This window comes from Acidimicrobiia bacterium (genome assembly GCA_041394025.1).
GTDB lineage: Bacteria > Actinomycetota > Acidimicrobiia > IMCC26256 > JAOSJL01 > JAOSJL01.
This window is the reverse complement of the sequence record JAWKJA010000002.1, coordinates 471831-491169: the sequence shown is the minus strand read 5'-3', so window position 1 is coordinate 491169 and position 19339 is coordinate 471831. Positions and strand designations below refer to the sequence as shown.

General features: G+C 70.3%; 21 protein-coding genes and 1 tRNA gene. 12 read left to right on the top strand and 10 right to left on the bottom strand.

Features of this window, described 5'->3' with window-relative positions:
• Nucleotides 1-8: 8 nt before the first annotated feature.
• From rpsA to R3A49_02180, 5 genes are all read right to left on the bottom strand, one after another.
• Nucleotides 9-1379 (bottom strand): 30S ribosomal protein S1, encoded by a 1371-nt coding sequence (gene rpsA / locus R3A49_02200; protein MEZ5169542.1) that lies wholly within the window; start codon nt 1377-1379, stop codon nt 9-11.
• A gap of 321 nt (nt 1380-1700) precedes the next feature.
• Nucleotides 1701-2462, bottom strand: a complete 762-nt coding sequence (locus tag R3A49_02195; GenBank protein MEZ5169541.1) for a methyltransferase domain-containing protein — start codon at nt 2460-2462, stop codon at nt 1701-1703.
• Nucleotides 2459-5146 (bottom strand): DNA polymerase I, encoded by a 2688-nt coding sequence (gene polA, locus R3A49_02190; protein ID MEZ5169540.1) that lies wholly within the window; start codon nt 5144-5146, stop codon nt 2459-2461. Before polA ends, R3A49_02195 begins: the two co-directional genes overlap by 4 nt.
• 25 nt (nt 5147-5171) lie before the next feature.
• Nucleotides 5172-5816: a response regulator gene (locus R3A49_02185; GenBank protein MEZ5169539.1), complete on the bottom strand. Its 645-nt coding sequence runs from the start codon at nt 5814-5816 to the stop codon at nt 5172-5174.
• A complete protein-coding gene (locus R3A49_02180; GenBank protein MEZ5169538.1) occupies nt 5813-6187 on the bottom strand; it encodes a hypothetical protein in 375 nt (124 codons plus the stop codon). Before R3A49_02180 ends, R3A49_02185 begins: the two co-directional genes overlap by 4 nt.
• Before the next feature lie 122 nt (nt 6188-6309).
• Between R3A49_02180 and R3A49_02175 the strand changes: the two genes are divergently transcribed.
• Entirely contained in the window at nt 6310-7245 is a 936-nt protein-coding gene (locus R3A49_02175) for an oxidoreductase (protein ID MEZ5169537.1), read from the top strand.
• 4 nt (nt 7246-7249) lie between these two features.
• Here the strand turns inward: R3A49_02175 and R3A49_02170 are convergent, their stop codons facing one another.
• Complete coding sequence (locus R3A49_02170) at nt 7250-8764, bottom strand: AarF/ABC1/UbiB kinase family protein (GenBank protein MEZ5169536.1); 1515 nt, start codon at nt 8762-8764, stop codon at nt 7250-7252.
• A 160-nt stretch (nt 8765-8924) separates the two neighbouring features.
• Here R3A49_02170 and R3A49_02165 point away from each other — a divergent pair, with 160 nt between their 5' ends.
• Complete coding sequence (locus R3A49_02165; protein ID MEZ5169535.1) at nt 8925-10178, top strand: peptidoglycan DD-metalloendopeptidase family protein; 1254 nt, start codon at nt 8925-8927, stop codon at nt 10176-10178.
• Between the two features lie 11 nt (nt 10179-10189).
• Here R3A49_02165 and R3A49_02160 read toward each other — a convergent pair whose 3' ends face one another.
• Both R3A49_02160 and R3A49_02155 read right to left on the bottom strand, forming a co-directional pair.
• On the bottom strand, nt 10190-10798 hold the full coding sequence (locus R3A49_02160) for a cation transporter (protein ID MEZ5169534.1): 609 nt from the start codon (nt 10796-10798) through the stop codon (nt 10190-10192).
• Between the two features lie 76 nt (nt 10799-10874).
• Nucleotides 10875-10957, bottom strand: a tRNA-Leu gene (locus R3A49_02155).
• 41 nt (nt 10958-10998) lie between these two features.
• Between R3A49_02155 and R3A49_02150 the strand changes: the two genes are divergently transcribed.
• Entirely contained in the window at nt 10999-11127 is a 129-nt protein-coding gene (locus R3A49_02150) for a hypothetical protein (GenBank protein ID MEZ5169533.1), read from the top strand.
• Nucleotides 11124-11399 (top strand): hypothetical protein, encoded by a 276-nt coding sequence (locus R3A49_02145; GenBank protein ID MEZ5169532.1) that lies wholly within the window; start codon nt 11124-11126, stop codon nt 11397-11399. Before R3A49_02150 ends, R3A49_02145 begins: the two co-directional genes overlap by 4 nt.
• 13 nt (nt 11400-11412) lie before the next feature.
• Here the strand turns inward: R3A49_02145 and fabZ are convergent, their stop codons facing one another.
• Nucleotides 11413-11859, bottom strand: coding sequence for a 3-hydroxyacyl-ACP dehydratase FabZ (gene fabZ / locus R3A49_02140; GenBank protein MEZ5169531.1), 447 nt, complete (start codon nt 11857-11859; stop codon nt 11413-11415).
• Between the two features lie 63 nt (nt 11860-11922).
• Between fabZ and R3A49_02135 the strand changes: the two genes are divergently transcribed.
• From R3A49_02135 to fabI, 7 genes are all read left to right on the top strand, one after another.
• Nucleotides 11923-12846 carry an ACP S-malonyltransferase gene (locus R3A49_02135; GenBank protein ID MEZ5169530.1) on the top strand — a complete coding sequence of 308 codons (924 nt, stop codon included), beginning with the start codon at nt 11923-11925 and terminating at the stop codon, nt 12844-12846.
• The gene (locus R3A49_02130) at nt 12834-13115 is read left to right on the top strand and encodes a biotin/lipoyl-containing protein (GenBank protein ID MEZ5169529.1); all 282 of its coding nucleotides are present in this window, start codon (nt 12834-12836) and stop codon (nt 13113-13115) included. Before R3A49_02135 ends, R3A49_02130 begins: the two co-directional genes overlap by 13 nt.
• On the top strand, nt 13112-14110 hold the full coding sequence (locus tag R3A49_02125; GenBank protein MEZ5169528.1) for a beta-ketoacyl-ACP synthase III: 999 nt from the start codon (nt 13112-13114) through the stop codon (nt 14108-14110). Before R3A49_02130 ends, R3A49_02125 begins: the two co-directional genes overlap by 4 nt.
• Nucleotides 14107-14847 (top strand): 3-oxoacyl-[acyl-carrier-protein] reductase, encoded by a 741-nt coding sequence (gene fabG / locus R3A49_02120; GenBank protein MEZ5169527.1) that lies wholly within the window; start codon nt 14107-14109, stop codon nt 14845-14847. Before R3A49_02125 ends, fabG begins: the two co-directional genes overlap by 4 nt.
• A 68-nt stretch (nt 14848-14915) precedes the next feature.
• Complete coding sequence (acpP, locus tag R3A49_02115; protein MEZ5169526.1) at nt 14916-15167, top strand: acyl carrier protein; 252 nt, start codon at nt 14916-14918, stop codon at nt 15165-15167.
• Nucleotides 15164-16414: a beta-ketoacyl-ACP synthase II gene (gene fabF, locus R3A49_02110; protein ID MEZ5169525.1), complete on the top strand. Its 1251-nt coding sequence runs from the start codon at nt 15164-15166 to the stop codon at nt 16412-16414. The genes acpP and fabF overlap by 4 nt, the downstream gene beginning before the upstream one ends.
• Before the next feature lie 4 nt (nt 16415-16418).
• Nucleotides 16419-17186, top strand: a complete 768-nt coding sequence (fabI, locus tag R3A49_02105) for an enoyl-ACP reductase FabI (GenBank protein ID MEZ5169524.1) — start codon at nt 16419-16421, stop codon at nt 17184-17186.
• Between the two features lie 16 nt (nt 17187-17202).
• Here fabI and bcp read toward each other — a convergent pair whose 3' ends face one another.
• Nucleotides 17203-17676 carry a thioredoxin-dependent thiol peroxidase gene (gene bcp / locus R3A49_02100; GenBank protein MEZ5169523.1) on the bottom strand — a complete coding sequence of 158 codons (474 nt, stop codon included), beginning with the start codon at nt 17674-17676 and terminating at the stop codon, nt 17203-17205.
• Between the two features lie 43 nt (nt 17677-17719).
• Between bcp and R3A49_02095 the strand changes: the two genes are divergently transcribed.
• Entirely contained in the window at nt 17720-19315 is a 1596-nt protein-coding gene (locus R3A49_02095; GenBank protein MEZ5169522.1) for an MFS transporter, read from the top strand.
• The last annotated feature ends 24 nt before the right edge of the window (nt 19316-19339 follow it).

Below are 19339 nucleotides of genomic sequence, written 5' to 3'. Positions count from 1 at the left end.
GGTGATTCCTACTCCGTGGCAGGTTCGGCGTGCTCTGGCTCGGACCCTGTGGGGACGGCACCCGGCTCGACCCCCGCAGCGTCGTCGGGTGCGGGTACTTCCGCCTGTGAATCAGCGGCTGACGACTCGGCGGGCGCGGATCCATCGGTCGGCGATACGGGTTCGGTGGTCGCAGCGTCGGTGGTGACGGCGCCGGACTCAGCCCCGTCAGCCACCTCGCCTGTCTGCTCCCCCGTGGCGGCGTGCTCCTCGACACCGGGGCCGACGTAGTTGCCCTGGTCGTCGTAGGCGTGTTCGCCGTAGAGGTCGCGGTACTCGGCGGCCACCTCGCCACCCTCGGCGGCCTGCTTGATCGACAGGGAGATACGGCGCCGGTCGAGGTCGATGTCGATGATCTTCACCCACAGCTCCTCGCCGGGGGTCACGACCTGGTCCGGGGCCTCCACGTGGTGGCCGGCCATCTCCGAGATGTGCACGAGGCCCTCGATCCCCTCGCCCACCTGCACGAAGGCGCCGAAGGGCACGAGCTTGGTGACCCGGCCGTAGACGAGCTCACCCTCCGTGTGGCCGCCGGCGAACTCCGACCACGGGTCGGCCTGGGTGGCCTTCAGGGAGAGGGAGATTCGCTCGCGCTCGAGGTCGACGTCGAGGATCTGCACCTTGACCTCGTCGCCGACGGTGACCACCGAGCTGGGATGGTCGACGTGCTTCCACGACAGCTCCGAGACGTGGACGAGCCCGTCCATGCCGCCGAGGTCGACGAAGGCGCCGAAGTTGACGACCGACGAGATGGTGCCGTCGCGGATCTCGCCGGGCTTGAGGTTGGCGAGGAACTCGTCGCGCTGTTCGCGCTGGGTCTCCTCGAGATAGGCGCGGCGTGAGAGGACGACGTTGTTGCGGTTGCGGTCGAGCTCGATGATCTTGCACTCGAGCTCCTGGCCCACGAACGGCTGGAGATCACGGACACGCCGAAGGTCGACGAGCGACGCGGGGAGGAACCCCCGCAGGCCGATGTCGAGGATGAGACCGCCCTTGACGACCTCGATGACCGGCCCCGTGACGACGCCCTCCTCCTCCTTGAGCTTCTGGATGTTGCCCCACGCGCGCTCGTACTGCGCGCGCTTCTTGGAGAGGATGAGCTGGCCCTCCTTGTCCTCCTTCTGGAGGACGAGCGCCTCGAGCTCGTCGCCGATGGTCACGAGCTCGGACGGGTCGACGCCCTGGCGGATCGACAGCTCCTTCGACGGGATGATCCCCTCGGACTTGTATCCGATGTCGAGGAGCACCTCGTCACCGTCGATACGGACGACCGTTCCGGTGACCAGGTCCCCGTCGTCGAACTCCACGATCGTCTGGTCGATCGCTTCCTCCATCGACATGCCACCGAGGTCGTCGTCGACGACCGTCGTGAGGGGCTGGATGGCGGCCGAGGCCTCGGAGGTGGGGGGCGGAGGGTCGGCGGGCGCCGGTGGGGGGCTCGGAGGTGTGGGGGGTGGCTCCGGGGGCGTATCAGGCGCTTCGGCGGGGGCGTCGGAGGTCTGTGGGGAGGTCGGGTCGTCGGACAACGTCGGGCTCGTTCCTGGTCGGTTCGCGTCCGTGGTCGTTCACGGGCCGCGGCACCCCCATCGTGAGAGTGCGAACGCACAGGCTAGTGGTGGGAACCCGTCGGAGGCGAGGCCACTGCCTGCTGACTCGATGCGTCACACGCGGTGTGCCAGGAGGAGGAGCTCGGGGTCGTCGAGCGTCGGTGGCGCGTTTCGGTACCGACCCGGCGTGACGCCGTGGACACCGTCGACCACCAGGCCCGACCGCTCGGCAAGCAGACGCAGCTCGCGGGCGGTGAAACCCGTGGTCCACAGCTCGGCGGGTCGGGTCGCACCGTCGACGTCGCGCAGCTCCGTGTGCTCGTGGAGCACGCCTGTCGACGGGTCGAGATGCTCGGACTCCTCGAGGTTCCGGGCCATGAACACGAGCGAGAAGGCGCTGAGAGCGAGTCGGCCACCCGGCCGAAGCGACGTCGCCAGGCGGTCGAACACCGCTTCGTCGTCTTCACCTCCGAGCAGGCCGAAGCCGCCCTGGCACAAACAGACCACGGCGTCGAACGCCTCACGGCGTTCGAGGTCGCGGAGATCCTCGATCTCGAAACCGGCGGGGAGGGCCTCGTCGACGGCCGCGGCCCGCGCCATGCGAATGAACTCCGCAGAGATGTCGAGACCGAGCACCTCGATCCCGCGACGGGCGAACTCCAGCGCGTGGCGCCCGGGGCCGCAGCCGGCGTCGAGCAGCCGGTCGCCGGCCGAGAGGCCGAGCGCGTCCATGAGGACGTCGACCTCGGCAACCGTGCCCTGCGTGAACGAGTAGCGCAGGTACGCCGGACCGAGGAAGCGTGCGACCTCCTCGAACCAGTGGCGGTCGCCCGGGCGTGGTGCCGGCGCGCCCGGGCCGCCCGGCTCGGCGCTCACGCCTTCGCCTCGGCCCAGTTCCTCCCGTAGCCGGTGTCGACCACCAGCGGGACCTCCAGCTCGTAGGCCGACGACATGGCGTCGCGCACGAGCTCCTCGACCTGGTCACGTTCCTCGTCGGGCGTCTCGAAGACGAGCTCGTCGTGGACCGTGAGGATCATGCGGGTTCCCAGGTCGGAGGCACGGAGTGCCGTGTCGACGTCGATCATGGCGAGCTTGAAGATGTCGGCCGCCGAGCCCTGCACGGGGGCGTTCTGCGCCATACGCTCCCCCATCTGACGGATCCGGAAGTTGCCCGACGAGAGCTCGGGCAGTTTCCGACGCCGCCCGAGGATCGTCGTGGTGTAGCCCTTCGTGCGGGCGTCCTCCACGGTGGTCTCCATGAACTCGGCGACGTTCGGGAATCCCTCGAAGTAGCTGTCGAGGATCTCCGCCGCCTGGTCCGTGGGGATGTCGAGGCGCTGCGCCAGTCCGTAGGCCTCCATGCCGTAGGCCAGGCCGTAGTTCACGACCTTGGCGAAGCGGCGCTGGAAGTCATCGACCTTCTCCTCGGGAACGTCGAAGACCGTGGCGGCCGTCGTGGTGTGGACGTCGGCACCGCGGGCGAAAGCGTCGATGAGGCCCGGGTCCTCCGCCAGGTGTGCGAGCACCCGAAGCTCGATCTGCGAGTAGTCGGCCGTGAGGAGGCCGCAGCCCTCGTCGGCGATGAACGCGCGGCGCATCTCGCGCCCGTCCTCGCTGCGCACCGGGATGTTCTGGAGGTTCGGGTGGACGCTCGAGATCCGGCCGGTGGTGGTGGCGGTCTGGTCGAACGTGGCGTGGATGCGCCCGTCGTCGGCCACGAGGGGCGGCAGCGCATCGGCGTAGGTACTGCGGAGCTTCTCGAGCTCCCGGAACCGGAGCAGGTCGGCCACGATCGGGTGCTCGTCGACGAGCTTCCCGAGCGAGTCGGCGTCGGTGGACGGTCCGGTCTTGGTCCTCTTGACCGGTGTGAGCCCGAGGTCCTCGAAGAGGACCGTTCGCAACTGCGGGGTGGACTTGATGTTGAACGCTCCCCCGGCGTGAGCGTGAATCGACGCCTCGAGCTCCGCTATCTGGTCGGCGAGCTCCCCGCGTAGTTCGTCGAGGAAATCGACGTCGATGCGGACTCCGCACTCCTCCATCGCCGCCAGCACGGACACGAGCGGGCGCTCGACGTCGGTGTAGAGGTCGGTGAGGTCCGCGCGGTCGAGTGCCTCGGCCAGCACGTCGCCGAGTTGGAGGGCCGCCGCCGCGCGGCGCGCCGTCGCCTCGATGGCGGCCCCGGCATCGAGATCGAGCGTGCCCTCCTCGGCGTCGGGTGAGCGCACCTCCACACCCAGGTGACGCAGCGCCAGGTCCTCCAACCCGTAGGTGTCGGCCGCCGGGTCGAGCAGGTACGCCATCACCTCGGTGTCACGGTCGAGGGCGCGCAGTGGTCCCCTGAGGCCGTGCATCAGCGTCTTGGCGCCGTGGACGACGAGCCGTGGCGTGTCGTCACCCAGGAGTGCGTCGAGTGCGTCGGCGGAGACACCCGTGAGGGCGTCGGCACCGATGTAGACGACACGTGGCGTCGAGTCATCCGACGCCGAGGCCGCGTCGTCGGAGAGGAAGGCGAAGCCCGCGGGCGCACCCCGGCCCGGTAGACCGTTCCAGTGGGCGTCGACAACAACACGCCCGTCGCCGGCCCGGAACCCGTCGAGGTGCTCGCGGGCAGTCGCGACGTCGCGCACGATCTCGGTCTCGAGCTCGAGCGTCGGGATGTCGTCGTCGACCTCCACGCCGGTGAACTCGACGAGCCTGTTCCACAGCGAGCGGAACTCCAACTGCTCGAAGAGCTCCCGCACGACGTCGAGGTCCCACGCCTCGGCGAGGGTCGCCACGTCGTCGGACAGAACATCCTCACCCGCGAGGTCGACGTCGCGGCGCAGCGTCATCATCTCCCGGTTCTTGAAGACCCGGTCGCGGTTCTCCCCCAGGTTCTCGCGCTGCTTCGGAGGAAGATCGTCGAGGTGCTCGTAGATGCCCTCGAGGTCGTCGAACCGGGCGATCAACTTGGCGGCGGTCTTCTCCCCGATGCCGGGCACACCCGGCAGGTTGTCGCTCTTGTCGCCCCGCATGGCGGCGTAGTCGACGTAGCGCCCCGGCGGGACGCCCGTGCGCTCCTCGATGCCCGCCTCGTCGTAGAGGACGTAGTCGGACACACCCCGCCGGTTGTAGAGCACACGGACGTGGGGGTCCGACACGAGCTGGTAGCTGTCGCGGTCGCCGGTGACGATGATCACGTCGTCCCCCGCCGCCGCGGAGCTCTCCGCGAGCGTTGCGATCACGTCGTCGGCCTCGACACCCTCGACCTCCAGGACCGGGATGCACAACGTGTCGAGAACCTCGCGAACGAGAGGAAGCTGCTCGGCGAACAGGTCGGGAGCCGACTCCCGCTGCGCCTTGTACTCCTCGTCCATCTCGTTGCGGAACGTGGGCTTCGGTGTGTCGAACGCCGCCACGATCCGGTCGGGCTCCTCGTCGGCGAGCACCTTGATCAGCATCGACGTGAAGCCGTAGACGGCGTTCGTGACCGTGCCGGACGCGGTGGCGAGGTCGGTGGGGAGTGCGAAGAACGCCCGGTAGGCCAGCGAGTGCCCGTCGAGCAGGAGGATCTTGCTCACCGGCGCGGGGCGACGACAGGCTGGGTCAAGGCGCCAGGTCGCCGGCCACGACCTGGTCGGCGACGTCGTGGATCTTGGCGCGCCGGTTCATGGCCTCCGTCTGCAGGAAGCGCCACGCTTCCTGCTCGGTCATACCCCGATCGATGAGCTTCCCCTTGGCGCGGTCGATGACCTTCCGGGCGTCGAGGCGCTCCTGGAGTTGGCCGACGTCGGCCTCGAGCGTCATGAGCTCCCGGAAGCGACCGAGTGCGATCTCGATGGCGGGCATGAGGTCGCTCTTCTGGAAGGGCTTCACGAGATAGGCGGCGGCCCCGGCCTCACGCGCCTGTTCGACCAGGTCGCGTTGCGAGAAGGCAGTGAGGATCAGCACGGCGGCGAGGCGCTCGCCGGTGATGTGCCGGGCGGCGGTGAGCCCGTCCATACCGGGCATCTTCACGTCGAGGATCACGAGGTCGGGGGCGAGCTCGCGCACCAGCTCGATGGCTTCGTCGCCACGGGCGGTCTCACCGACGACGTCGTAGCCCTCCTCTTCGAGCAGCTCCTTGAGGTCGAGGCGGATGATTGCCTCGTCCTCGGCGACCACGACACGCGTGCGCTCCACGTCGGCTGAGGTGCCGTCGTCACTCGCGGGAAGAGGATCGCCGGCTGTGCCGGGTGCCGACGCCGTCATCGCTTCGTGGTCTCCTTGTCGGGGGTCGCGTCGTTCGGATGGACCGTCGAGTCGCCGGGCTGCCCGGTGACCGTGTCGGGAGCAGTGTCGGCCGCCAGCCGGTCGAGCAGGGAATCCTGCTCCCGGACGAGCTCCTCGATGGCCTCGGCCACGGCGTCGCGGTGCCGACGGAGTGCGTCGGCATGACGGCGGGCGTCACGGGCTTCGACCTCCGCCAGCGGGGTCTCGGACACGAGCGCACGCAGGCGGGCGTCCTCTGCCTCCTCCTCCAGGAAGAGGACCTGTTCGTCGGCCACACCCAACTCGCTGCGCCGGCGCTTGAGGCGCTCGGCGATGTCCACGAGACGGCGCTGGAGGATGGAATCGGACACGGCGCCATTGTACGGGCCTTTCGGCGGGAGCCACCCACATCTAGGCTCCCGTGCGGGCAGCCGGGTTGCCCGTCCCGTCGAACCGAGGACTCATGATCGACGCCACGCATGGCGCCACTCCGATCTCGGAGTGGACAGCCGACGACATCCCCGACTGCACCGATCTCACGTTCGTGGTGACGGGGGCCAACAGCGGACTGGGGCTCGAAACAGCCCGGCAACTCGCCCGTCACCGGGCGTCGGTGATCCTGGCCTGCCGCAACACCGACAAGGGCCTCGCGGCCCTCGATGTCCTCCGAAGTGTCGACCCCGGAGCCCACGCCGAGGTCCGCGAGCTCGACCTCGCCGACCTGGGCTCGGTCCGTCGGTTCGCCGATGACCTCAGGCGCGACCGCGACAGCGTCGACGTCCTGGTCAACAACGCCGGAGTCATGGCCATCCCCCGCCTCGAGACGGCCGACGGATTCGAGATGCAGTTCGGGACGAACCACCTCGGGCACTTCGCCTTGACGGGACGCCTACTCCCGATGCTGCGCCGCGGAAACCGGCCCCGGGTCGTGACCGTCAGCAGCGGTGCCCATCGCGTCGGGACGATGAACTTCGACGACCTCCACGGCGAGGCTCGCTACCGTCGCTGGGGCGCCTACGGGCAGTCCAAGCTCGCCAATCTCCTCTTCACCTACGAGCTCGCGCGACGCATCGACGCCGCGGGCGTCGACCTCGTCGCCGTGGCCACCCACCCGGGCTACGCCGCCACGAACCTCCAGGGAGTCGGCCCGACCATGAGCGGGCGCCGGGTGAGCGAGCTCCTGGCGTCGGCGTCGAACACCCTGTTCGCGCAGAGCGTCGACCGGGGGGCGATTCCCACGCTCTATGCCGCAACCGCCGGCGACGTCGTGAACGGCGACTACTTCGGTCCCGACGGCCTCGGCGAGCAGCGTGGCCGCCACCCGCGCCGGGTGGGGAGCTCCCGTCGCTCCCGCGACGTCGCCGACGCACAGCGGCTGTGGGACCTGAGTGAGGAGCTCACCGGCGTGTCCTTCGACCTGGCGCCCTGACCCCTCACTGCACCGGGCCCGTCGACCCGTGGTCGGCCGGAGGTGCGGGCCCGACCGTCGGCCAGGCGGCACCCGCCTCACCGAGAGCTGTGCTCGGCGGTGTGTCGAGGATGTACTCGTCCATGATCCCGGCCCAGTCCCCGGTGGCGCCGAGGCGGGCCAGCAGGGCGCTGAGCCCGAGGTGGATCCGGTTGAGGAGCACCTGCTGGGGCGGCAGCGTGAGGTAGCGCACCACGTCGCTGTAGGGGCCCGACACGACGAGTGAGGCCTGGACCACCGACGCCACGTACTCCCGGGTGAACGTGAACGGCCCGGGCCCGATGGCCGAACGCAGCGCGAGCTCCGCCAACTCGGCGACGCGGTCCTGGTCGACCGGCGCGTTCTCGCGGAGCCAGCCGAAGCGGACCATCACGTCGAGGAGCTTCGCGGGGTCGCCGCTTCGAAGCGCCAGGATCTGCTCCCGCAGGGCGTCGGTGTCGCCCGGGGAGAAGCGCTTGACGAGACCGAAATCGAGGAACCAGATCGGGGTCGGGCCCGAACGGCCGCCCGCACCGAAGAAGTAGTTGCCGGGATGCGGGTCGCCGTTGAAGAGCCGCAGCCGGAAGACGGCGTCACACCAGAACCGGAACAGCTCCTCACCGACGAGGTCCTTCTCCTCCTGGGAACGGTCCAGGATCTCGTAGAGCGACTCCCCCTCGGCCCACTCCGACGTGAGCACGCGGGCGCTGGAGAACTCGTGGAGGACCTCGGGGATCCGGACCCACGGGTGGTCCAGGAAGGCCGCTCCGAACTCGTCCTGGTGGGCGGCCTCCTTGCGGTAGTCGAGCTCGTCGCCGATGCGGGCGCGCAGTTCGTCGACGAAGGGCCCGGGCTCGATGCCCGGCGCGATCGCCTTGGCGAGGGTCGTGAGGAGCAACGCGTTGTCGAGGTCCGCCCGGATGGCGACGTCGACGCCGGGGTACTGCACCTTCACCGCCACCGGCGTGCCGTCGAAGAGCCGCGCGCGGTGCACCTGCCCGATCGAGGCGGCCGCCACGGGCTCGGCGGAGAACTCGTAGAAGACGGCTTCGGGCGGACCACCCAGTTCCTCCTCGACCACCTGCGAGACGAGGCCCGGCGCCATCGGAGGTGCCGCCTGCTGGAGCCCCTTCAGCCCCTCGGCGTAGGCCTCGGGCAGGCCGTCGGAGAGCAGGGAGGCCATCTGCCCCAGCTTCATGGCCACACCCTTCATGTCGCCGAGAAGCTCGAAGGCCTGCTCGGCCGTGTGGACGTGGAACTCGTCGAGGCGCCCCCGGTCGGCACCCCCCGGCAGGCCGAGGCGCGCGGCGGCCGCCGCGCGCCGAATGGCGAGCCAGGTGAGCCGCCGGGTGCGGCGCACACGTGCCCGTGCCACCCCCCATCCGGAACGGCGGACCTCCCGGGCGGCGAGCACTCCCCCAACCGCCAGCCCGCCCAACACGCCGAGAGCTCCGGTGACGGCCAGGGCCCTGACGCTGCGCCGCCCGCGTGGTGGTGCCATGGCCCGGTTACGCTACCCACTCGCCTCCGACGCGTTGCCCTCAAGTGGCGGCCTGGAGGTCCGATGAGGCAAGGCCTTGCGCCGCAAGGGACTCCGGCCGGCACCACGCTTCGTGAACCTCTTGTCCGTTATGGGGAACCTCGCTACACTCTCTGTGGTCATGAACGCTTTCCTCCGCTCCTTCCGGTCTGCACGCGCGCGTCGCCTCGTCATTCCCGCTGTCGCGGCCGCCCTCGCGGCGGCACTGCTCGTCCCCGTGGGCGCCGCCGCGGGCGCCGATGGCCCCGACGCCGACAAGCCCGCGCCGGCCCCCGCCGACGAGCAGGCCCAGCTCTCGCCCGAGAAGCTCGACGAGCTCGAGAAGCTGCCCGACGTCGCCACCGCACGGCTCCTGGTCGAATCGACGATCGACGGCGCCTTCGAGGCGGCGGCCGATTACGACGAGCTGGCCGCGGAGGTCCGCGCCGCCCAGCAGGAGATCCGTGAGCACGAGGCCGAGATCCCACGCCTCGAGGCGGAGGTGCAGCTTCTCGACGACGTCGTGCGCGAAAGGGCCGTGCAGGCCTACACCGGACGCGACAACGAGACCGCCAGCATTCTCGATGCCACGAGCCTGATCGACGCGACCCACCGGGCGCACCTCATCGACGTGATCAACAACCGCGACGAAGACGTCGCGGAGACGCTCGAGGCCACACGCACCCTTCTCGAGGCCCGGCGTGAGCAGCTCGAGGAGCAGAAGGCCGAGCACAGCGAGCGGATGAAGGAACTCCTCGAGCTCCAGGCCACGCTCGACGAGCGCCTGGCCGAGGCCGAGGAGATGCTCAGGAAGTCGCAGGTCCTGGAGGTCTGGGAGGCCCTGGTCGACAACCGGGAGGCCGATCTCGCAGGGCCCACGCCCGAGGTCGCCGGCGAGAAGGCGACCGCCGAGCCCGACCCTCAGCCCTCAGGATCCGGCGACGTCGACGCACCCCCCTTCATCGCCGAGATCGAGCTGTGCCCGATCGACGCACCGGTGTTCTTCACCAACGACTGGGGGAACGCCCGCTCCGGGGGTCGCACGCACAAGGGCACCGACGTCATGGCCGAGTTCCTGACGCCGAACGTGGCGGTGGCCGACGGCAGGATCAGCAACGCGAGCGGCGGCCTCGGCGGCACCGCCCTCAACCTCGTCGGCGAGGACGGAACGAAGTACTACTACGCGCACCTCGCCAAGATTAATCCCGAGCTGCTGGCAGGCGACGGAACCGTCGAGGCCGGCGACGTGATCGGCTGGACCGGCGACACCGGGAACGCGAAGGGTGGTTCCCCGCACACGCACTTCCAGATCCACCCCGACGGCGGTGCACCCACCAATCCCTACTTCACGCTCTTCGTGGTCTGTCGCGACAACTTCGAGCTTCCCGGAAGCTGAGCCGACGACTCTCACCCGGCGTCGGGCGGGTCGTCGGCCGCCCGACGTAGTGCCTCCAGCCCTTCCTTGACGCCGTAGCCGATCAGCACGACGCCGCCGGCGAGGTCGGCCCACCACCACCCGAGGGCTGCGTTCAGGACGAGCCCGACCAGGATCGCCAGAGCAAGCGAGCCGTCGACGAACGTGACCTCCGCCTCGGTGAGGAGAACAACGTTTTCGGTCTCGCGGCCGGTGCTGCGTTTGGCGGCGGCGAGCCCGTACATCGCCACCACTGTCACCGAGAGCCAACCGATACCGAGCGCCGACGAGTCAGGACGGATCCCGGCCGCCAGAGTCGCAACGGTCTGCGCTGCGATGAAGGCCGCCAGGCCCAGGAACGCGGTGCCGATTCGGCGGACCGCGCGATGTTCACGCTCGGCGTCTGCGGACCCTCGCAGGTGCCACACGACGATGAGCGACGCGTAGATCTCGATCCCCGAGTCGAGAGCGAAGCCGGCGAGGGCGACAGAGCGCGCGCTGACCGCAGCAGCGACCAGGACGATGACTTCCCCGAGGTTCCAGGCGAGAGTGGCGTACTCGAGGCGGAGCCCTCGCCGCGTGAGCACCGCCGCACGATCCATCTCGCCGAGTGTCTAGCCGCCACCGGGCTGCCCATGCAGCCCGGGCGTCGTCCCGACGTGGTCCGCGCACGTGTCGTGCCCGGGGTGGGAATCGAACCCACATGTCCTCGCGGACAGCGGATTTTGAGTCCGCCGCGTCTGCCGTTCCGCCACCCGGGCCGGGGTGGGTGATCGTACCGATACAATGCGCCCCCGTAGCCATGAAACGTCGGACCCTGCGCCTCCTCGTTCTCGTGTTCGCCGCCACAGCCGTCGCCTTCGCGTTCGAGGGCCGGCGGCGGGCCCTCGACCGTAACGGCGATCCCGCCCGACGGGAGCACCTCACATGACCAACTTCCTCGTCGGCATCGTCGTCGGTCTGTCGGCGGCCGCCATCGTCGTGATCGTGTGGGCTCCCTGGCGCAAGGTTCGGGAGGAACCGCCCCTCGACGAGACGGTGGAGAGCCGGATCCTCCTCGGCGAGGATCCCGACGAGATCGCCCGCGAGATCGATGCGCAGAAGCGCCCCACGGAGCACGACGAGTGGAACACGGCCGAGATGGACGCCCTCCGCTCGCTCGACGATCCCGGCGCCTCCGGTAGCAGTCCCGGCAGCATCTGACGATCCGCGCCCGTCAGGAACCTGCGGGCCCTTCCGCACCGGCGGGTGCGATCACGAACAGGATCCGGGCCTCACATGCGAGCCCGCCGTCCACGCAGGCACGTCCGATGCCCTTTCCTCCCCGCGCACTGAGGCGCTCGAGCGTGACCTCCAGGCTGAGTTCGTCGCCGGGACGGACGAGGCGGCGGAAGCGGGCCTTCTCCACACCTCCGAAGAGGGGCAGCGACCCCGCGTAGCGCTCGTCGGCGAGTACGCCGACGGCACCGGCCTGGGCCAGCGCCTCCAGTTGGAGGACGCCCGGGAACACGGGGTTGCCCGGGAAGTGCCCGGCCAGGAGCTCCTCGTCGCCGCGCACGAGATAACGCGCCTTCACCGACTCCCCCGGCACGAGGTCGTCCACGGCGTCGACGAACCGGAATGGGGGCCGGTGAGGGAGAAGCGACACGGGATCGTTCGTCATCACCTCATGTAACCCGCCGCGCGGGTGCCCGGTCGAACGCGCCAACGGGCAGCCGGGAGACCCATGAGCGTCGCAGCGATCTTCCCAGGTCAGGGAACGCAGCAACACGGAATGGCCGCGTCGTGGCGCGACGATCCCGCGTGGGAAGCCGTCGAGCATGCGGAGGCGGCACTCGGTGAGCCGCTCGCGCCGCTCGTACTCGACGCCGATGCCGACCTCGGGCGTACACGCAACGCGCAGCTCGCCGTGCTTCTCACGTCCCTCGTCGTGTGGCGGGCCGTGACGAACCGAAGCGACCTCGCGCCGGGCTGCTTCGCCGGCCACAGCCTCGGGCAGGTGACGGCACTCATCGCCGCGGGGGTCCTCGGCCTCGACGAGGGCGTCCGGTTCGCAGCCCGCCGGGCGGAGCTCACACAGGCTGCTGCCGACGCTCACCCGGGCCGGATGGTGGCGTGTATCGGGGCCGACCCCGAGCAGGCCGCCGCCGCGTGCGACGCCGCCCCCGACGCCTGCTGGGTCGCCAACGACAACGCTCCCGGCCAGGTCGTACTGGCGGGAACGCCCGAAGGGGTCGAGGCGGCGACCGCCGCAGCCCGTGACTCGGGGATCCGCCGGGTGCTGCCGCTCGATGTCGGGGGTGCCTTCCACACGCCCCTCATGGACGACGCCCGGACAGGCCTCGTCGAGGAGTTGTCGACCATGACGTTCCACGACGGCACCGCACCCGTCGTCAGCAACGACGACGGCGCCGCGTACCGCGACGGCGAGGGATGGCGTTCGCGGCTGGCGGAGCACGTCGTTCGGCCCGTCCGCTGGCGCACGGTCATGGAGACGCTGGTCAGCGTTGGGAGCGACCCGTGGCTCGAGATCGGCCACGGCTCGATGCTCGCAGGACTGGCCAGGCGCGGCGCGCGCGACACGACGGTGTACGGGATCGCCGAGCCCGACGACGTCGACCACGCCGACGATCTCGGATGGACGACGTGAGCTCCGCCGACGTGGACCACACGCCGGGGGAATCCCTCTCGATCGAGGGGCGCATGGTCGTGTCTCCCGGGATCGGCACATTCCGTGCCGAGACGACCATCGGTGTCGGGACGAGGGTCGAGGCGGGCTCCCCCATCGGCTTCATCGAGGCGCTCGGCGACACCGTCGCTGTCGACAGCCCGTTCCGGGGCCGCGTCGAGCGACTCCTCGTCGAGCCGGGTGAGCGTCTCCGGAACGGTCAGGGTGTCGCCTGGTTGCGTCTCGAATGACGCATGCCCTCCGGGCTGCGATCGCCGGGACAGGGATATCGCTACCCGATCGCGAGCTGACGAACTCCGCACTCGAAGAACGCGTCGACACGACCGACGAGTGGATCGTGTCCCGTACGGGGATCCGGAGCCGACGCGTTGCCGCCGCGGGCGAGACAACCGCGTCCCTCGCCGTGGCGGCCGGCGCAGCCGCTCTCGACGACGCGGATCTCGCACCCGGCGACATCGACCTCCTCGTCGTGGCGACGGCCACCCCCGAGCAGCCGATCCCGCACACGGGTGCCTTCGTGGGCCACGAGCTCGGTCTGTCCTGCGGCTCCTTCGACGTGGCGGCGGGATGCGCCGGCTTCGTCACCGCGCTCATCGCAGGATCGGGGTTCGTGGCCTCCGGCGGAGCACAGCGCGTGCTGGTCGTCGGGTCGGAGACGCTCTCCCGGGTCGTCGACCCTCTCGACCGCTCCACCTGCATCCTCTTCGGCGACGGCGCCGGCGCCGCCGTCCTCGAGCGGTCCCCCGCCGACGGTCCCGGCGTGTTGACGTGGGACCTCGGGTGCGACGGGTCCGCGACGGGCCTGCTCCAGATCCCGGCCGGAGGAAGCCGGAAGCCGACCACAGCCGGCACCGTCGGCCGCGGGGAGCACGTCATCCAGATGGAGGGCCAGGGGGTGTTCCGGCGTGCCGTGCGCGCCGTGGTGCGGTCCGCTCAACTCACACTGGAGCGGGCCGGTGTGCAAGCCTCGGACGTCGCGTGGTTCGTGCCCCACCAGGCCAACATCCGGATCATCGACGCTGCAGCTCAACGACTCGGTATCGGAGACGACAGGACCGTGGTGAACATCGACCGGTACGGGAACACCTCGGCGGCATCGATTCCCGTGGCTCTGCACGAGCATGCCGCTTGCGACGGCTTCCGCGCCGGCGACCTCGTTCTCTGCGCCGGGTTCGGTGCAGGAATGACCTGGGCGAGTGCCCTCGTCCGGTGGGGACGACCGTGAGCCGGGTCGCCCTGGTGACGGGAGGCTCCCGTGGCATCGGGCGCGCGACCGCACGGATGCTCGCCGACGACAGTCACCGCGTCGCGATCCTCTACGCCGGGAATGACAGTGCGGCCCAGGAGACCGTGGGGCTCCTGGAGGAGGCAGGTGCGGAGGCCGTCGCCGTCCGGGCGGACGTTGCCGACACCGGCGCCGTCGACGCCGCTTTCTCGGAGGTCGAGGAGAGTCTCGGGGCCGTCGAGATCCTGGTGAACAGCGCCGGCATCACCGCCGACGGACTGATCGCCCGGATGTCCGACGAGCAGTGGGACTCGGTGATCGGCACCAACCTCACGGGCGCCTTCCACACCACACGCCGGGCGATTCGCCCGATGATGAAGGCGCGTTTCGGGCGGATCGTGAACGTGTCGTCGGTAGGGGGGCATTTGGGCGGGCCCGGACAGGCCAACTACTCCGCCGCCAAGGCCGGCCTCCTCGGACTCACGCGCTCCGTGGCCCGGGAGCTCGCAGGTCGCGGGATCACTTGTAACGTTGTCGCACCCGGCCCCATCGACACCGACATGACATCCGACATGCCCGACCAGTGGCGCGACGCCGCCACCAGCGCGGTTCCGATCGGTCGCTTCGGCACGGCCGAGGAGGTTGCGGCGGCGATCACCTATCTCACCGGCGAGTCCGCAGGGTACGTGACCGGGGCGCTGCTCCCCGTCGACGGCGGTCTGGGAATGGGCCACTGAGGCCCGGCCGCCCGTCACCGCTGCGCGATCGAACAGAAGCAACTCAACAGAGAGAAGGCGAGAGACACATGGAACGCGACGAAGCCCTCGGAGCCATTCGCGACGTTGCGGTGGAGGTCCTCAACGTGGAGCCCGACGTCATCGTCGACAGCGCCCGCTTCAAGGAGGACCTCGACGCCGACAGCCTCGACCTGGTCGAGCTGGTGATGGGTCTCGAGGAGCGCTTCGAGATCGACGTTCCCGAGGGCGACCTCGAGGGTGTCGACACGATCGGCAAGGCGGTCGATCTCGTCGTGGCAAAGGTCGACGCGGCCGGATGACCGCGGCCGTCGACCACCGGGGGCGTCCCCGGGTCGCCATCACAGGGCTCGGTGTGAAGACGCCCGCCGGATGCGACCTCGGCACGTTCTGGTCGACGGTCGTCAGCGGACGGTCCACCGCAGACCGGCTCACACTCGTCGACCCCGAGCCGCTCCCCGTGACGTTCGGCTGCGAGGCGTCCGACTTCGACGTGTCGCCCTACCTCGGGCCCAAGGAGGCCCGGAGGCTCGACCGCGTCACGCAGTTGGCGTGGGCCTCGGCGGCCGACGCCTTCGAGGACGCCGGCAGGCCGGCAGGAGACCCGGCCGCCAACGCGGTCGTCGTCGGCAGCGGCGTGGGGGGCCTGCGCTCGATCGAGGATCAGATCGGCGTCTACGCCGAGAAGGGCGCGGCGAGGGTCAGTCCCTTCCTCGTCCCGATGATGATGATCAACGCGTCGGCCGGTGAGATCGGCATGCAACTCGGGTGGACCGGCCCGACCTTCGTCGTGGCGACCGCGTGCGCCGCTTCCACGAACGCCCTTGGTGAGGCGGCCCGCCTCATCCGCGACGGAACCTCCGACAGGGTGATCGCCACCGGTACCGAGTCGTGCATGACGCCCACCTCGATCTCGGCCTTCGCCCGCATGGGTGCACTCAGCAGGAGGAACGACGACCCGGCATCGGCGTCCCGACCCTTCGACGCCGATCGCGACGGCTTCGTGATGGGCGAGGGCGCAGCGTCGATCGTCCTCGAACGGTTCGACCTCGCCGCAGAACGGGGCGTCGACATCTACGGGGAGGTGGCGGGTTACGGCCGTACCGCCGACGCGCACCACATCACAGCCCCCGCACCCGGTGGCGCCGGTGCCGCGGCCTGCATGCGGGAGGCTCTCGACGATGCAGGAGTGGACGCCGCGGCGGTCGGTCACGTGAACGCACACGGCACATCGACACCTCTCAACGACGCGGCCGAGTCCGAGGCGATCACCAAGGTCTTCGGCGGCCCCGGCCCGCCCGTGACGTCCACCAAGGGGGTCGTCGGCCACATGATCGGTGCCGGGGGCGCGGTCGAGGCCGTCGCGGCGCTGCTCGCGATGCGTGAGGGTATCGTTCCCCCCACCGCCAATCTCGAGCGGCCTGGCGACGACATCACCGTCGATGTCGTCGTAGGAGAGCCTCGCCGGATCGACCGGGCTCCCGCGGTCTCGAACTCCTTCGGCTTCGGCGGCCACAACGCCACCGTGATCCTCACGCCGCCCGACTGACCCGATGCTGCTCGACGGCAAGCGACTCGTCATCACCGGCGTGCTCACCGACTCCTCGATCGCGTTCGCCGCCGCCCGCCATGCTCAGGAGGAAGGCGCCGAGATCGTCCTCACCTCCTTCGGGCGCGCGGCGCGCCTCACCGAACGCGCCGCCCGGAGACTCCCCGAGACGCCCGACGTGCTCGAGCTCGACGTCACCGAGCCCGAGAACCTCGCCGCCCTCACCGACGATCTCGGCGAGCGCTGGGGCTCGGTCGACGGCGTGTTGCACGCTGTGGCCTTCGCGCCCGAGACCTGCCTGGGGGGCGGCTTCCTCGAGGCGCCGTGGGAGGACGTGAGCACGGCCCTGCGGATCTCGGCACACTCGCTCGCGGGGCTCGCCGGATCCGTCCGACCGCTCATGCAGGGAGGCGGCGCGATCGTCGGTCTCGACTTCGACAACTCCTCGGTCGCCTGGCCCGTCTACGACTGGATGGGTGTGGCCAAGGCCGCCTTCGAGTCCACCGCGCGCTACCTGGCGCGCGAACTAGGGCCGGAGAACATCCGGGTCAACCTCGTCGCTGCCGGGCCGTTGCGGACCATGGCCGCCAAGAGCATCCCCGGGTTCGAGAGGTTCGAAGAGGTCTGGGCCGAGCGCGCACCCCTGGGATGGGACGTTCGCGACCCCGAGCCCGTGGCGCGCGCCGTGACCGCCCTGTTCTCGGACCTCTTCCCCGCCACCACCGGAGAGGTCGTACACGTCGACGGCGGCTTCCACGCCGTCGGAGCCTGAGGGCGTTCCCCCACCCTCAGGGCTGGAGATCCTCGAGAACCGAAAGGACCTTCGTGACGGTCTGCTTCGGCGACACCTTGTAGAACGCCCCGGCGATCTTGCGGGAGCCATCGACGACGAAGGCCGACCGGATGATTCCCTCGTACTCGCGGCCGTACAGCTTCTTGGTGCCCCACACGCCGTACTTGTCCGCAATGGCGTGGTTCGGGTCCGAGAGCAGCGGGAACCCGAACTCGTGCTTGTCGTCCCACTTCTTCTGGGCCTCGGGCCGGTCCGGAGAGATCCCGACGACTGACGCCCCGAGCGCGCTCAGGCCCGGCTCGGCATCGCGGAGGTTGCACGACTGCGTGGTACAGCCACCGGTGTTCGCCTTCGGGTAGAAGTACACGACGACCGGAGATCCTCCATAGGCAGTGAGCCTGACCTTCTCGCCGTCCTGGTCCGGCAGGGTGAAGGCGGGGGCGCGGTCTCCCACCTCGAGCGTCGCCATGGGTGACCTCCGTGGTCCGGGGCGTCCGGGATGAGGCCGTAGCATGCCGCAGGTGCGGCGTCGGATGCTCGTTGGACTCGACGCGTCGGTCGACGACGCCGCCACCGCCGCGCGCCGGGCCCTCGGCCTGACGGGCCCGGCGCACGAGCTCACCGGACCGCTGACCGTGCAGATCGCCGGGCCGGCCGCGCTGGCGGTACGCCCGGAGGACGACCCTGGGCACGCCGGCTGCACGGTGACCCTGGAGGCCCGCAGCGACGTCCCCGTCGCCTACTTCCGTTGGTTCTTCCACCCCCTCGTGTGGGTGCTGCTGGGGCGGGCCCTGCGCCACGCCGCTGCCTCCCTGGAGGCCGCCGTCGCCGGCGTGCCCGCGCCCCCGCCGCCCGCACGAAGCCCCATCACACCGCCGGTGGCGTTCACCGCCGACCAGGCGGTGCTCCTCAGCGCCGTCGCCTGGGTCGCGGCGCTGGCCAGCTTCGGGGGTGGCCTGTTCGGCCAGAACGCCGGCTTCATCCAGGATGCCTTCGGGACCTCCGACAGCGGCCTCACGGTGTCACTGGCGTTCACGCGTGTCGGGGCGCTCGTGGCGATCGTCGCCGCCGCGCTGGCCGACCGGCGCGGTCGCCGGCGGATCCTTCTCGTGTCGCTCATCGGGATCGCCGTGGCGAACGGTGTCGCAGCCGCCGCACCCGGCCTCGGTGTCTTCACGGCGACACAGGTGGTGACGCGTGGCCTCGTGAACGCGGCCATCCCGGTCGCTGTCATCGCCGCTGTGGAGGAGGCTCCCGACGGGGCGCGGGCCTTCTCCGTGGCGATGCTGAGTCTGGCGGGCGGCGCCGGCTTCGCCGTGACCGTCCTCCTCCTCCCCCTCAGCGACCTCGGCACCGAAGCGTGGCGCATCGCGTTCGTGCTCAGCGCGCTCAGCATCGTGTTCCTCCCCCGGCTGTCGCGGGTGCTCGCCGAGACGACGCGCTACCGGGATCTCGACCTCCCGCCCGAGGAACGCGGCCAGGCCGACGAGGTCGTGTCGGGACGCTTCGGCAGGCGGATCCTCGTGTTGGCCCTCTTCACGTTCCTCACCTCCGTGCTCGCCGCCCCCTCGTCGCAGCTCATCAACGTCTACCTGGAGGACGACCGGGGGTTCTCCGGAGCGGGGATCACGCTGTTCCGTAGCGTCACACAGGGTCTTCCCGCCCTGATCGGCGTCCTGATCGGCGCGCGGCTGGCGGAGACGCGTGGGCGCAAGCCCCTGCTCAGCATCGGCCTGGCGTGCGCCACGCTCTTCACCGTCGCCTTCTACCTGTCCGACGGCGCGGCGTTGTGGATCACGTCGGCCGTGGGCATCGTGATCGTGGGTACGTACGGCCCCGCCCAGGGAGCGTTCTCCACCGAGCTGTTCCCCACGGAGGTGCGCGGCACATCCTCGGCGATGCTTCTCGTCTGCGGGGTGAGCGGGTCGATCGTCGGGCTCGTCGCCGCAGGGGCTCTCTCGGGTCCTCTGGGTGGCATCGGCCGCGCCGTCGCCCTCCTGGGGATCGCCCCCCTCGTGGCTGCGCTCGTGCTCGTCCCGTTCCTGCCGGAGTCGGCACACCGGAGGCTCGACGATCTCAGCCCCTCGCGCCGACCGGGAAGGTCCTGAACGCTCGCGTGTTCGTGCCCGGCA